The organism is Corynebacterium sp. BD556 (assembly GCF_038452275.1).
Taxonomy (GTDB): Bacteria; Actinomycetota; Actinomycetes; order Mycobacteriales; family Mycobacteriaceae; genus Corynebacterium; species Corynebacterium mayonis.
Genome location: NZ_CP141643.1, coordinates 1079877 through 1094635 on the forward strand (window position 1 = coordinate 1079877; position 14759 = coordinate 1094635).

General features: G+C 62.3%; 12 protein-coding genes. 3 read left to right on the top strand and 9 right to left on the bottom strand.

The window, feature by feature from the left end:
* Positions 1–24: 24 nt before the first annotated feature.
* The gene (locus VLL26_RS05110; protein ID WP_342320029.1) at positions 25–981 is read left to right on the top strand and encodes a DUF6263 family protein; all 957 of its coding nucleotides are present in this window, start codon (positions 25–27) and stop codon (positions 979–981) included.
* Between the two features lie 9 nt (positions 982–990).
* Entirely contained in the window at positions 991–2679 is a 1689-nt protein-coding gene (locus tag VLL26_RS05115) for an ABC-F family ATP-binding cassette domain-containing protein (protein WP_342320030.1), read from the top strand.
* Between the two features lie 17 nt (positions 2680–2696).
* On the opposite strand, the gene VLL26_RS05120 is transcribed toward VLL26_RS05115, so the two are convergent.
* Positions 2697–3305 carry a hypothetical protein gene (locus VLL26_RS05120; RefSeq protein ID WP_342320031.1) on the bottom strand — a complete coding sequence of 203 codons (609 nt, stop codon included), beginning with the start codon at positions 3303–3305 and terminating at the stop codon, positions 2697–2699.
* 138 nt (positions 3306–3443) lie between these two features.
* Between VLL26_RS05120 and VLL26_RS05125 the strand changes: the two genes are divergently transcribed.
* A complete protein-coding gene (locus VLL26_RS05125) occupies positions 3444–4367 on the top strand; it encodes an asparaginase (RefSeq protein WP_342320032.1) in 924 nt (307 codons plus the stop codon).
* On the opposite strand, the gene VLL26_RS05130 is transcribed toward VLL26_RS05125, so the two are convergent.
* The 8 genes from VLL26_RS05130 to pgeF form a co-directional block, all read right to left on the bottom strand.
* Positions 4347–5735, bottom strand: coding sequence for a DNA polymerase IV (locus VLL26_RS05130; RefSeq protein WP_342320033.1), 1389 nt, complete (start codon positions 5733–5735; stop codon positions 4347–4349). The genes VLL26_RS05125 and VLL26_RS05130 overlap by 21 nt on opposite strands.
* A 1013-nt stretch (positions 5736–6748) precedes the next feature.
* A complete protein-coding gene (locus tag VLL26_RS05135; RefSeq protein ID WP_342320157.1) occupies positions 6749–7561 on the bottom strand; it encodes an EamA family transporter in 813 nt (270 codons plus the stop codon).
* A gap of 31 nt (positions 7562–7592) precedes the next feature.
* Complete coding sequence (ileS, locus tag VLL26_RS05140; protein ID WP_342320034.1) at positions 7593–10781, bottom strand: isoleucine--tRNA ligase; 3189 nt, start codon at positions 10779–10781, stop codon at positions 7593–7595.
* 343 nt (positions 10782–11124) lie between these two features.
* Positions 11125–12129, bottom strand: coding sequence for a DivIVA domain-containing protein (locus VLL26_RS05145; RefSeq protein WP_342320035.1), 1005 nt, complete (start codon positions 12127–12129; stop codon positions 11125–11127).
* A 216-nt stretch (positions 12130–12345) separates the two neighbouring features.
* Positions 12346–12651 (bottom strand): YggT family protein, encoded by a 306-nt coding sequence (locus VLL26_RS05150; protein WP_342320036.1) that lies wholly within the window; start codon positions 12649–12651, stop codon positions 12346–12348.
* Between the two features lie 100 nt (positions 12652–12751).
* Positions 12752–13216, bottom strand: coding sequence for a cell division protein SepF (locus tag VLL26_RS05155; RefSeq protein WP_342320037.1), 465 nt, complete (start codon positions 13214–13216; stop codon positions 12752–12754).
* Positions 13217–13278: 62 nt separating this feature from the next.
* Entirely contained in the window at positions 13279–13995 is a 717-nt protein-coding gene (locus VLL26_RS05160; protein WP_342320038.1) for a YggS family pyridoxal phosphate-dependent enzyme, read from the bottom strand.
* A complete protein-coding gene (gene pgeF, locus VLL26_RS05165) occupies positions 13992–14750 on the bottom strand; it encodes a peptidoglycan editing factor PgeF (RefSeq protein WP_342320039.1) in 759 nt (252 codons plus the stop codon). Before pgeF ends, VLL26_RS05160 begins: the two co-directional genes overlap by 4 nt.
* Positions 14751–14759 lie beyond the last annotated feature (9 nt).

Genomic DNA, 14759 nt, shown 5'->3' on the forward strand with positions numbered 1-14759 from the left:
GGTCGGTGAGGTAGGTTCGCATGCGTGACTGTGCAGCCCTCAACATCCTTCCGCCTCGCCGCCGTCTTTGCCGCGGCACTGACCACCGCCGCCCTGACGGCCTGTGCCCAACAGCCCGATCCGCTCGACGGCATTCCCGCTTTCGCCATCGACCAAGCGAATGTCCGCGTTGTCGAGGTAGGCAACAATCCGCGGCTGCTCACCGCTTCGGCAGACCACACCAACGAAGCGCCCTGGGACACAACCGTCGTTGTCTCCCGCGGCATCACCCAAGAGGTTGCCACCACCAACGAAGTCGACCTCACAGCTCCCGCCGAAGGTGAGGTTGCCTCGACTACGCTGCCGCTGACAATCCGCACTGGGCACGCCCCCGAGCCTGGCCCAGGAGAGGACACCGCCGAGCGCCGCATCGACTTCGAGGTGGGCACAGCAACTCACTCGGCGCCAGAACTCAACAGCGACGTGGCCACCGCCGCGGGTTTTCTCATGTCGTGGCGCACGTTGCTCAACGGCGCGGTGGGTACCTTAAAGCTCATGGCCCCGGAGGGCTCAAACACCGAGGGCCGCGAAGCTGTGGAATCTGCGCTGCTTGCGCTGACCTCCGCCAACGTCATTTTTCCCGCGGAACCGGTGGGCGTGGGCGGATCCTGGACCGTAGACAGCCGCGTCACAGGCGCCGCGGCCATGTTGCGCACCACCACCTACACGGTGGAGCGCCTCGAGGGTGACACGGTAGCGCTGAAGGTGGACATCCAGCAGCGCCCGACTCAGCGCAGCATCTCACTCGACGGCACCGAGGGCGGCGATAGCCTTGAGGTGGCAGGTTCCTCCACCTTTTCCGAAGGTGAGATCACAGTCGATTTAAGCAGGCCGGTTCCGGTGGGCGGCGGGTTTCAGGCGACGACCCGGGTGCTCTACACAGGCCCGGGTGACAACAAGATCGTCCAGGACATCACCACGGCGATCAACTACGGGGGCTAAGCTTTCCCCATGGTTGCTCCCCTCCACATTGGCCTTGACGGGGTGTCGTTTTCCTACCCCGGCGGCCGTCGCGTGCTCACTGATATTTCCTTCGCGGTGCCAAGCGAATCCGTCACCGGCTTAATTGGTGAAAATGGGGCGGGAAAATCAACGCTTCTGGGCCTGATCTCCGGGGAGCTTGAGCCGGATGTCGGCCGGATTATCACCCCGCCGGTGACAGGCTTTATCGCCCAGGAAACTTCCCTGCCTTTTTCAGATCCGGCCGCCGCACTGATCGACCAGGCGGTCGAGGAACTGCGCCAGGTGGAGCGTGACATTGAAGAAATTTCTTTCAAACTCGCAGATGAGCCCACGCTTGCCGACGCTTTCGATCGCGCCCTGGCGCGCGCCGAAAACTCCGGCGTGTGGGAGCTCGACGCCCGCATCGCCACTGTTTTAGCTGGTTTGGGCCTGGCGAATGTGGATCTGGCTACCCCCTTGGGAGAGATGTCCGGCGGGCAGCGCCGCCGTTTTGCCCTGGCGACCCTGCTGCTTCGACCAGTTGACGCCATGGTGCTCGACGAGCCGACGAATCATCTCGACGACGAAGCCGTGGACTTCTTGGTCGGGGAGCTGGAGGCCTTCCGCGGGCCGGTCCTAGCCGCCAGCCACGACCGTTACTTCCTCGACGCTATCTGTGATGGGTTGGTTGACCTAGATCCCGCGCTCGGCCCGGAGGGAGGCTTCGGCGAGGACACCCGCCAAGGCGCGCGTTTTACAGGCACTTTCAGCGACTACCTCAAAGCCCGTGAGGAGCGGCGGCTCCGCTGGGAGGCCGACTACGCCGCCCAGGAGCACGAGAGGTTGCGTTTGGAAAAGGCCACGCAGACCGACGCCGAGGAGGTCTTCCATTCGCAGGAGAGCAAAACTGAGACGCGCAAGGCTGCAAAGTTCTACGCTGACCGCGCCGCCAAAACAGTGGGCAACCGGCGCCGCTCAGCGAAAAACCGACTCGAAGCACTCGAGCGAGGCGAGATCCCTGCGCCACCTAAGCGCCTGGCGTTCCATGGCCTGCCGCAGCACAGCGCGAGCAGCCTGGGTGTGCCGGCGGTGGTGGCAAAACAGCTCAGCGTTGAGCAACGTCTGGCGCCTCTTGATCTCAAACTGCAGCCCGGCCAACAATTGTTGGTCGAAGGCCCGAACGGCTCTGGCAAATCGACGCTTTTGAAGATTTTGGACGGCGAGCTGACCACCTTCGACGGCGAGCTGGTTATGCCGGAGGAGATGACGGTGGCGCGCCTGGAGCAGGACGACCAGTGGGCCGATTTAGGTCTTTCGGCCGCCGAGATCTTCGCCAACCGTACTCCTGAGGGTGTTCCCGACCTGGTCGAGCTGGGCCTGTTGTCTGCGGAGCAGGCAGCGCAACCGTTGGCGGATCTTTCCCTCGGCCAGCGTCGTAGGGTGTCTTTGGGCATCATTTTGGCTTCACCGCCGGATCTTTTGCTTCTCGACGAACCCACGAACCATCTCTCCCTCGTCCTCGCCGAGGAACTGGAGGAGGCACTGCTAGGTTTCGCGGGCACGGTGATCATCACCAGCCACGACCGTTGGGTGCGCCGTCAGTGGCGCGAACGCATCCGCCAAAAAGACAGCCGCGCCAGGATCCTGACTCTGACTCTGTCCACGTTGTGGACCGATGAGGTCTGGCGCGACGAATAAAGCCTTTCATCGGCGGTTTAGAGTGCCGGTGCGGGGGCACCTTCAACAGGCCCGCCCTGGGCGGGTGCGGGTGCGGGTGCGGGCGCGGGCGCTTCGCCGGCGGGCACCTGAGTGCGGCACATCTGCGGGATCTGTTCGGCGGGCAGGGTGTTGGTTACCAGGGTGCAGGCCCAAGATTGGGACAGCTTCCAGTTGCCATTTTCGTACATGAACTCGACGTTTTCGGCGAGTTGAGCCTGGGCGTCCGGGGCGGTGAAGTTCACCGTGGCCAGGGCAGTATTTGGTGAGTAGCCGGGCAAAACGGGGTCGACGACCTGGAAGTTCGCGCCGGATTCCTGCTGGGATCGCGCCATGACGTCGAAAAGCTCAGGCGCAGTGTCGCCTCCTTGGACGGTGTTGACGCGTTCTTCAATTGGCAGGTTCGGGTCGGTTGCGCGGATGAGCACGGCGTTGAGCTCCTCGGCCGTGGGCAGCTCCGCTACCGGGGCCTGGGCAGCGTTGCTGGAGGCGTCCGGGGAGGCGGATGTGGACGAGCTTGCACCGCCCTCGTTGTCGTTGGAGCATGCGGCCAAGCTCAACGCGGCGCCGAAAGCGGCGATCGTTGCGGTGGTTTTTGTCGCGTTCACGTTTTTCTCCTTGGATCTCCTTGAGGCGCCACCCCACCGCGGTTTCGCACATGGATTCTGCGGCTGGGCGGCGGCTAACCCGACTAAGGTTACCGGGGAGTCCACTTAATCCTCAATTAACACTTTGGAAAGACAGCGTTGTCCACCACATTTGTACTTGTCATCTCCACTGGCGGCACGATCGCCTCGACGACCGACCCCGCCACTGGCTCGCTGGTTCCGCGGCTTTCGGCGGAGGAGTTGGTGCGCGACTGTGGAACCACCGAGGAGGTTCGCGTTTTCGATGCGTTGAGCCTAGATTCTTCGTCGGTTCGGCTTGCAGACATCGACACGTTGATTGATTTATCGCGCAAGGCGCTTGCCGACGCCCGCATTTGCGGCATCGTCATCACCCACGGTACCGATTCAATGGCGGAGACGGCCTTGGCTCTCGACTTGGTCCACGACGATGCACGCCCGATCGTGCTCACCGGCGCCCAATACCCCGCCGACCACCCACAGGCCGACGGGCCGAAGAACTTACACCGGGCGATTTCCCTAGCTGCGGATCCGCTGTCCCGTGGCCGCGGTGTGATGGTCAATTTCGGCGGCGACACTCATGCGGCGCGTGGTCTGCTCAAAAAGGACACCCAAAATCTTCGTGCTTTCGAGTTGAGTGCCCCCATGACCCTGCCGCGCCCCCGGCCGGTGGCCCCCGCGCCGCTGGCCCAGTTCAACGTACCCATTTTGCGTGCCTGGCCCGGCGCGGATGGCGCGTTGGTGGACTATGTCATCTCCACTCGCCCTGACGGCATCGTCATAGAGGCGCTGGGGTCCGGTAATGTCTCTGCGGAGATGGGGCAAGCACTTGCCCGCGCGCTATCTGCCAAGATCCCGGTGGTCGTGTCCACCTCAGTCGCTTTCGGCGAGGTGCAGTTAGCCTACGGCGGAGCTGGTGGCGGCGCCAGCTTGGGCGAGCTCGGTGCGTTATCTGCTGGTTGGTTGCGCGCCGGCCAAGCCCGCATCGCTTTGGTTACGGCGCTGGCGACGGGAACTGAGCCTTCAGTCCTGCTCGGTTTCTAGCCAATCTTCCCACGCCAGGGAAGCCACTGGGTCGGCGGTGGAGAGGTCTGGGTCGTCGGCGCGGAGGTTGACTATCCTGCCCGGTCCCGTTGCCCGTGTTTCAAAGCGCACAGTCACTCTCCCTAAACCTGAGCCTTGCACCCACCCGTGGCCGTACTTGGGGTGGTGGACATCTTGCGTGGCGCGCCAGGCGCCACGCAGCGGCCCGGGTGTGTGGTCTTTTACCACATGCATGTGCGGTTTATGGTCGCTGACCCCGTTGTCGTAGTCGAGTTCGCGGGGGGCACGCACCTGGATTTTGTGGTCCAGCTCGGGAAACAAAACGTCCTGGAGCGCGTTTTCCAGCCCGGAGTAGGACACTCCCACTAAGCGGATGGGGCCGACTTCATCCGGGTAGCGCACTAGGTTCATGGCGGTGGCGAGAAGAGTTGCGGCGCCGTCGGTGGCGTAGGTCAAGGTGGCGGAGCGCGACTCGATACGGAAATCTGCCATTCGCAACTTCACGCTCACTGTCCGCGCGCCGCGCCCGTCTTTGAGCAGGCGGCGATGAGCTTCGGCGGCGGCGCGTTTGAGTGCTTCGTCTACCTCCGCTGAGGTCTGCAAATCGCGTGGGTAGGTGTGTTCCGCGGAGATTTGTTTGGCTACGGCTCGTGGCGCTACGGGTCTTTCGTCAACGCCGCGTGCCAGGGTCCACAGTTGTTTGCCTACGACTCCCCCAAGCGCAATCTCCACCTCTTTTTCACTCAGCGCCGCGAGGTCTCCAATGGTGTCCACTCCCGCCGTGGCCAGCTTTGCTTGGGTGACAGGGCCCGCACCCCACAGCTCGCCGACTGGCAGCGGGTGAAGGATCTGCGTTTGGTGCGCATGCGGGATTACAAAGACCCCATCGGGTTTGGCCAAACCGGAGCCGATCTTCGCGTACTGTTTGCCGCTGCCAGCACCGATGGAGCTGGGCAGGCCCGTTTCCTCCCGGATGGCCTCACGCAGCTCGTTGGCCCAGTCGCACACGGCTGCGGGGGTGGCGTCGATAAGCTCCGCGGGTTCCAAGAAAGCCTCGTCGATGGAGAGCTGCTCGACTACTTCCACATGCCGCCCGATGATTTCAAATACCCGGCGCGATGCGGTGGTGTAGACGGCGCGGCGCGGCTCGACGAGCACCGCCTTGGGCCCCACCAGTCGCGCAGCGCGGTGCGTGGGCATGGCGGAGCGCGCCCCGTACTTGCGTGCTTCGTAGCTCGCGCCGGCGACCACTCCTCTGCCGGTGACCCCCGCCACTAAAACGGGTCGGCCTTTAAGTGTGGGCCGGGTGAGCTGCTCGCAGGAGGCGTAAAACGCGTCCATGTCGATGTGCAACACCCAGCGAGTCATGAGCCCAGAGTATCGCGCTAAGTCACGTCCTCATAAGGCAGCGCACCCTCACTAGTAAGACGCAGGCCGGGCCTAGACGCGGCCAAAGCCGCGGCGCTTTGGCGGGCAACGCCGTCGCCTGCTATGAGCACTTTCCCCGCGCTTTTTTAAAGCATTATCGTTTTTTCTTGGGCGCGGATGCCCTCAAGAAATCGCTGTTTAAGTGCGAGCGAGAACCGAGCATGCATGAGCTTAAGGTGGGGCGTTAGCGCAGCGTGCTCGCAATTTACACACGCCAAAAAGCTCAGGAAGTACACCTGCGCACACGATAGATTGCCCTGTTTCAGCGTCGAAATCTGGCGCGCCCGATCTAAGCGGCAACTTCCGTGTCACGCCGTGATTCTTCGGGGTAGAAAGCACCGCTACCACTGGCGTGGCCAAAACTGTGTGGGGGAAAAAGGGCAGCAGCCAGGGAGGTTAGATTTTGAAACACGCAGGCGCCTCGCGCGGGCCCCCGTTTTGAAATTTTCCGGAAGGGGTTTTTATCGAACTTATCTTTGTTGAGTCCACTGTCGCCGGTTGTGCTGCTTCGCTTCTCACCAGCTCATTGGATTGCGCGACGCTGGGGTGGGAGTTGCTGTTGTCGCCGGCAGTGGTGACAAAACCACCGACTGCTTTGGCCTGATCTGCCCATGCCTAGATCTGCATGTCAGCGACAGCGCAACGGATTCGACCTGGCTGATCCGATTAATGGTGAGCCCACCCATCCGCTCTCCCACCGCAGCTCGCGTCAATTTGCGTGCTTTACGCAGCGAGCGCTTGTTGTTTGCAAGTTCAATAAACAGTTCCTCCCGAATCGACGCCAACCTGCGACTTAAACTTGCAGCACCGTTAAGGCTGCGGAGCTAGAAAACTCGATCCGCGGAAATTATGGGCCACCCAGGCAGTCCAAGTTCCCGGCCGTGCCGCCGGCGGATTTTTGCACTGACATTGGCAAAGCACTCCCTCTGCGCGAAAAGCACTGAACACGGGAGTTAGCGTTTCCACTGCCGCAGCGCCACCGCGGCCACGATGAGCGCGATGCCCACAGCTTCCGCCGCGGTGAGCATCTGCCCGAGCGCCACAGCCCCGATGAGCGTGGCGGCCAGCGGCAACATCGCCTGCAGCAGCGCGAAGCGCGCTGGGCCCGACATGCGCATAACCACCTGGTCAAGCGAGTACGGGATCGCGGCGGAAAGCAACCCGAGCCCGAGCCAGAGCACCGCAAGCTCCGCCGGGGCAATCTGTGTGCCCACCACCCCGCGCGGCCACAGCGCGACAACCGCCGGGGCGCCAAGCAGGGCCGCCCAACCAAAGCCGACCGCGGTTGCGCTTTTTGGCGCCCCACCTGACGCAATCCTCGACCCGGTGACAATATAGCCCGCCCACAACGCGCCCGCCGCCAGCGCCCACACAATGCCCGCACCAGAGCCGGACCAGGTCGCACCCGAAATCACCAGCACGCCCGCGGCAGCTAAGGCAAGCGCCGCCCAGTCACGCGCCGAGCGCGACCCCAGCGCCGCGATGACCACCGGGCCAAGAAACTCCACCGCTACGGCAGTGCCCAGAGGAATGGAAGCGATGGCCAGGTAGAAGGCCATATTCATACCGATCGTCATGAGGCCGAACACTGCGGCACCGACCCCTGCGCGGCCGAAAAAATCGCGCGGTGCCGGCCGACGCAACGCACAAAGCAGCAGCGCGGCAGCACTGATGCGCAACCAGGCAACGAGGGCGGGCGCAAAGGCGTCGAAAAGCCCGACGGCGACGGCCGCCCCGGCATAAAGGGAGGCGCCGGACAGGGCCATCAGGCCCGCAGGCGCCCAACTACCCACCGACTTAGCCGTTCTTCACCACATTCGCACTCACACCTTCAAGCACCTTGTGAGCGCCCTCGCCGGCGGTGCGGACCTCAAAGGAGGTGGCCAATGTCTCGCTGGCGATGTGCGCCGCATGCTGTTGGGCCCAGGGGTGCTTGTCCTCCGGAACGAACAGCACCGCCGCGATACGGTCACTGACCGCGAAGCCCTCATTCTTGCGGGCGTCCTGGATGCCGCGGATCACGTCGGCAGCCCACCCCTCAGCCTCCAGCTCAGAGGTGACGGTGGTGTCCAACACAACCAAACCATCGGCCCCACCAGCACCTTCGATCCGAGCGGTGGAATCGGGGTTCTCCGCCACCAGACGCTGCGTGTAGAGCTCCGGGGTCAACACGATATCCCCGTCCACCACCACGTTCTCACCCTCACGGACGTAGTTTCCAGCCTTGACGTTTTTGATGGCGCGCTGCACATCGCGGCCCAGCTTCGGGCCCGCGACCTTAGCATTTACCACAACCTCGAAAGTCCCGGCGGAATCGACGTCGTCGGTAAGCTCGACATCTTTGACGTTGACCTCATCGCGGATCGCAGCGACGAACTCGGCCAAATCTGCGGAGTTCGGCAGCGCCACCGTCAACTTCGGCAAGGGCAGGCGGTTGCGCAACTTATTGGCCTTGCGCACCGAGCTGGCCGCCGAACACACCGACCGGGTGGCGTCCATAGCGGCGACCAAGCTGTCATCCGCAGGCAAGTCCGCCGCCTGCGGGAAATCAGCCAAGTGGACTGAACGCCCCCCAGTCAAACCACGCCAGATCACCTCGGAGATATACGGCAAAAGCGGCGCTGTCACACGTGTGAGTACCTCAAGCACCGTGTACAAAGTGTTGAAGGCCTCCGGGTGCTTTTCTTGACCTTCCCAGAAACGGTCGCGGGAGCGGCGCACGTACCAATTGGTCAGCGTGTCGGCGAACTGGCGGACCTCGTCGCAGGCATCCGCGATACGGGTATCACTTAGTGCCTCACCGACGCTTTCGACCAAGTCGTGGGTTTTGGCCAAAACGTAGCGATCCAGCACATTGTCCGAATCGGTCGACCACGTGGCTTCCTCAGATGCGTAGAGCTGCAAGAAACTGTAGGCGTTCCAGATCGGCAACAGTGCTTGTCTCACGCCGTCGCGGATACCCTGCTCCGTAACGACCAGGTTCCCGCCGCGCAGGATCGGCGAGGACATCAAGAACCAGCGCATCGCATCAGAGCCGTCGCGGTCGAAAGCTTCAGTGACATCCGGGTAGTTGCCCTTCGACTTCGACATTTTCAGCCCGTCGTTGCCCAGCACGATGCCGTGGGCAACAACCTTCTTAAACGCCGGGCGGTCAAACAGCGCAGTAGACAACACGTGCTGAACGTAGAACCAGCCGCGGGACTGGCCGGAGTACTCCACAATGAAGTCCGCCGGCTGGCGGGTATCGTGCTCCTCGACGTTTTCAAACGGGTAGTGGTACTGGGCGAAAGGCATCGAGCCGGACTCGAACCAGCAATCCAACACGTCCGGCACCCGCCGCATCATTGACTTACCGGTCGGATCATCCGGGTTCGGACGCACCAACTCATCAATGTGCGGACGGTGCAGCGAGGCCGGACGGGTACCAAAGTCACGCTCTAGCTCATCAAGGGAACCGTAGACGTCCACGCGGGGGTAGCGCGGATCGTCTGAAACCCAGGCGGGAACCGGCGAACCCCAGTAGCGTGTGCGCGAGATGTTCCAGTCGCGCGCACCCTCGAGCCACTTGCCGAACTGCCCATCGCGGATATGGGAGGGGATCCACTCAATTTCCTGGTTAAGTTCCACCATTCGGTCGCGAAACTCAGTGACCTTGACAAACCAGCCGGGCAACGCCATGTAGATCAGCGGCTCGCCCGAACGCCAAGAGTGCGGGTAGGAGTGAACGATGGTCTGATCGCGCACAACACGGTTTTTCGCCTTCAGGTCGCGGATGATGTCGCGGTTTGCATCAAAGACCAACTTGCCCTGGTAGTCCGGCACCAAGGAAGTGAACTTGCCGTCCGCGTCAACCGGGATAACCAACTCGATGCCGTAGGCTTCGGTGGTGTTCATGTCGTCCTCGCCGAAGGCGGGGGCTTGGTGGACAACACCGGTACCGTCCTCGGTGGTGACGTAGTCGGCCAGCAGCACCATAAAGGCATTTTCCTGGTCGGCAAAGTAGTCGAAGACTGGGGTGTATTCCAGCCCCTCCAACTCTTTGCCCGTAAACGTGGCTACAACCTTCGGCTCGCTGCCTAATTCCTTGGCATAAGCACCCAAAAGGTTCGTCGCAAGGAGGAGCTTTTCGCCCGCGAAGCCTTCTGCCCCGTCCTCGCTGACCTCGACGAGGGAGTACTCGATATCCGGGCCGACTGCCAGGGCCAGATTTGACGGCAGGGTCCATGGGGTGGTGGTCCAGGCGATCGCGGCGGCGTCATGCAGCTCGGGGTGGGCCTGCCACGTTGCCGCAGCCGGGAAACCTCCGCGCGCACCGGTAAACGGCAGCGTCACAGTCACGGTCGGGTCCTGGCGGTCACGGTAGGAATCGTCCAAGCGTGTTTCCTGGTTCGACAGCGGGGTGTGCTCCGCCCAGGAGTAAGGCAACACACGGAAACCCTGGTAGATCAGGCCTTTGTCGTAGAGCTCTTTAAACGCCCACATGACGGACTCCATGAAGTCCAAGTCCATGGTTTTATAGCCGTTGTCAAAATCGACCCAGCGGGCCTGGCGGGTGACGTAGTCCTCCCACTCCCCCGCATACTCCAAAACGGACTGCGCGCAAAACTCGTTGAACTTATCCAGGCCCATGGCCTCGATCTCGCCCTTGTCTTTAATGCCAAGCTGCTTTTCCGCCTCCAGCTCGGCGGGCAGGCCGTGGCAATCCCACCCAAACACACGCGGCACGTGGTAGCCGGCCATCGTGCGGTAGCGCGGAACAATATCTTTGACGTAGCCCGTCAGCAGGTGTCCGTAGTGAGGCAGACCGTTGGCAAACGGCGGCCCATCATTGAAAACGTATTCTTTGCAGCCCTCGCGGTTGTCCAAAGAAGCCTGGAAGGTGTCGTCTTCCCGCCAAAACTCGAGAACCTTCCGCTCCATCTCGGGGAACTTCGAGCTGCCTGCGGTCAGGTCGACCTTGGGGTAGACACCGCCGACGTCAGCCATGTCATCTTCTCCTTCACTCACACAAATTCTTCCGAAACCTGCAGGGACGCAACTTTATTGCCGCGCGGTACCACCCTGCTTGGAGCTCACAATTTCTTGCCTGCCCCCACTTCATTTGTGGTGAAGGAAGTGACGTCTTCCTGCGACGTCCGGTTCTACTGGGCACCGAGAAAACGGCGCTGTTCTTCCGGAAACGCTCCCCGGTGATAGCCGGATCAACACGTGCTCGATGGTGATGCTCTGCCAGTGTAACTCACCTGTCAAGAGCAACTCCCAACTGTGCACCCAACCCCCGGCTTGAGCGTGTGTGCCGGGGGTTGGGTGCGGATGAATCGAAAGGAGTTTACCGCTCCGCGTTGCCGCCGGTGGGGGCGGAGGTGCCGCGAGTTTCCAGCTCCTCGAGCTGAGACTCCAAAAGCGTCTTCAAACGGGTGCGGTACTCGCGCTCGAATGTACGCAGCTCGGCGATCCGGTTTTCTAGGGCGGTCTGCTGCTGCTTGACCGTGTTCATGATCTCCGTGTGCTTGCGCTCTGCATCGCTTTGCAGCTTGGCAGCCTGTTCCTCGGCCTGGCGGATCTGGGCCTCGGCGCGAGAGTTCGCCTCGCTGGTGATCTCGTTGGCTTTAAGCTCCGCGTCAGCGACCAACTGCCGGGCGTGGGACTCCGCCTTGGCAGCGGTGTCCTTGGCCTGCTTGTCGGCGTCAGCAAGCTGCGAACGGGAGCGGGCTTCTGCCTCCTGCATCTGCTTTTCTGCTGCGCTGTGAGCCTCATCGAGCACGTTGCGGGCCTCAACCCGAGCGTCGGCGGTGAGACGGTCGGCTGTCTCCTGCGCCAGACCAAGAATCTTGGCAACCTGGACGTGGGCATCACCCGTGGAAGTGGCGGACTGCTCGGCGGTGGCCTGCGGCTGGGATACGGCTGCTTTCCTTGTCTCGGCAGCAGCGGTCTTAGCGTGTGCCTGCTCAGCTTCCTTGCGGGCGCGGGCGGCTTCTTCCTTGGCGCTGTGCGCCTCATTTTCGGCGCGGAACTTCGCCTCATTCGCCTCGCGCAGCTTGTCCTCGAACTCGGAGCGCAGCTCAGCCTCAAGCTTCTTGCGCACTTCGGCTTCATCGACCTGGGAGGTCTTCTCGGAGGCGAAATCGCGGACCGAGGCGGAGGCTGCCGGCTGGCCGCCTTGGCTCAACTCCTCGACGCGAGCACGCAGCTCGTCGTTTTCATCCTGCAGCTGCGCAAGCGTGTCTTCGACGAGGTCGAGGAACTGGTCGACCTCGTCTTCGTTGTAACCCCGCTTGCCGATAGGCGGCTTGCTAAAGGCGACATTGTGCACGTCTGCTGGTGTGAGCGGCATTAGCGATCCCTTCGTTTGTGTCGTGCTTGCCTCAAGGCGGCAGGCACGCGAGCGAAACCCAGAATACGGGATTCACCCAGTCCATTTCATAGAGTTTTACGTATTAGCCCAAAAGTGTAGCCGAGTGAGTCCCGTGCCAATGTTATTTATACCCTCTATGTCCACCGGAGGGTGAGTGTGAAGCGCCCACAAGTGGAACTAAGTTTTTGGGGCACCTCACAGAAACGGCACGACGAGGAAGGCCTTAATGAGGAATTGCAGCAGCGCAAGAAGGAGAAACAGCGCGATCACACTGACATCCAACGCCACTCCGCCCTGCAAGCGCAGAGGAGGTATGAGTTTGCGAAGTGCTTTGACAGGCGGGTCCGTCGCCACGAAAAGTCCTTCTGCGCCGACCATAAACCAGCGCGGGGGTTGGAAATTCCGTGAGAAAGACTGCACCATCTCGATGATCAGACGAATAATGACCAGGAGGGAGTAGATCCCCACCAGCGCGTACAAAATAGCTCCTAAAAGTGCCACGTTTGCACACTCTACCTGCCAGCCGACCACGGGCATACAAAAACCGCCCCGGGTGGGTGCGCGACATTTCTCCGGGGCGGTGAATTCTACAGCGGGACGCTTAACGCAGGTGCGCTGCGCGCTGCAGCTCAGTCTTGGAAAAGCGCGCGTGTTCGGGGGTGATCGCAAAGACGCGGCGGTTGGTGTCCAGCCCGCGCGACAGGTTAAGCATCTGGCCGCGCAGGGCAAAGCACAGGCCCGCGGCGAAATCGATGACGCGCTTAGCGTCAGCTTTGTCCAGGTCGGTCAGATCCATCAAGACAGCGTCGCCGTCGCGGAAAGGCTCACCGATGTCTTTCGCGTCGTTATAGGAACGCGGCATGGCGGTGACAATCGCCGGGGCGTAAGTGGAAGCCTCGCGGCGGGGAGCACGAGAGTCATAATCGCGAGTTGAGCCCGGCTCCGCTGCGCGCGCCTGGCCGTAGGCGGGCGCCCCGGACTCGTTGTACTGCGGGTCGTCGTAGTATTCGTCGTCGTTGTACGAGCCGAGGCCGAAGAATTCTTTCGCACTACCGAAAAAAGACATGTTGCTCCCTGAGGTCCGTTGGATAATGAGGCAGTTGTCGCGTCTGAAAATAAACGTCGCTGTCAGCCTACGGAACGCTTCCCAAGCACTCCGGTTCCGACACGCACGATGTCGGATCCGGCTGCGATGGCCTGCTCGAAGTCGCCGGACATTCCGGCAGACAGCACGAGGGGCCGCCCCAGGGCGGTTGCGTGGGCGTCGGTAAGGTTGCGCGCGGATGCAAAGACGCGCTGCGGCTCCGAGTCGAGCGGGGGCACAACCATGAAGCCGCCAAAGATGAGGTTGTGTGCGGCCTCGACGGCTTCGACTACCTCATCAACTTGCTCCAGCGGCGCTCCGCCGCGTTTCGTGTCGCCGTCTGCAGAAAGCTGGACGAGACACCTGACATCTCCTGTGGCGCGGTCGCCGCGCTCAAGGGCAAGAGCGACGCCGCGGTCGAGGTGTGTAGCCAGTTTCACTGAGTCGACCGAGTGAACCTCATGGGCCCAGCGGGCCACGGCGTTAGCCTTTTTCGACTGCACTTGGCCGATCATGGCGATGCCGATGCTGCAGTTGTTGGCGGCAAGCCACTGCGCCTTACTGCGGGCTTCTTGCTCGCGGTTTTCACCGACAAGCGGCACACCTAGCTGCGCGAGGATTGCGATGTCCTGCGCTGGGTGGAATTTGCTCACCGGGATCAGCGCTACGCTGCCCGGCTCCCGGCCCGCCTGCTGTTCAGCTTCGCGGATGCGTTCGCGCACCGCGGCGAGGTTGGTGGCGATGTCGTCTCTGCGTGTCATTGTTGTTTGTGCTCCTGTTTGCCCGTGAGCCAGATCACTGCGGCTTGTCTGCCTGTCGTGCCCTCTCGCCGGTATGAGAAGAAGTCCTCGTCGGTGACGGTGTCGCGCGGGTCGGCGTCGATATGGGTCACGCCCATTTCCATCAGTTGGCGCACAAGCCCTGCCCGCACGTCGATGCCGCAGGTTCCTTTCCTCGTGCGCGTCAGTGAGCCGGGCAGGTGCTTTTCGACGTCCTCCGCCATCTGCCGCGGCACCTCGTAGGATTCTCCCGCCGCGGCTGGGCCGAGAAGGACTTGGATCGCTTCGGGGCGAGCCCCCTGGTCGACCATCGCGCGCACAGTCGCCGGCACGATTGCGTTTCGCGCTCCGATGCGCCCGGCATGGGCGGCGCCGATCACCCCAGCTTCGATATCGAAAAGCAAAACGGGTGTGCAGTCGGCGACAAGTACACACAAAGCGAGCCCATGTGTGGTGGTCACCAAAGCGTCGGTGGCTTGCACGGGGCCCGGCTGTGGCCCGTCGACCACCGTGACTGTGTTGGTGTGGAGCTGCTCCATCCACACGAAACGGTCGGGCGCAATGCCCAGCGCGTGAGCCAGTCTCGCTCGGTTAGCCCGGACGTGCTCCGGGTCGTCTCCGACGTGCTCAGCTAAGTTAAAGGAATCATAAGGGGATGCTGAAGCCCCGCCGGCGCGGGTGGTAAACACCATGCGGACGGGGCGGTTTTTCAGGCTCTGCGCGCTTTCGGGTGCCATGACCACCAC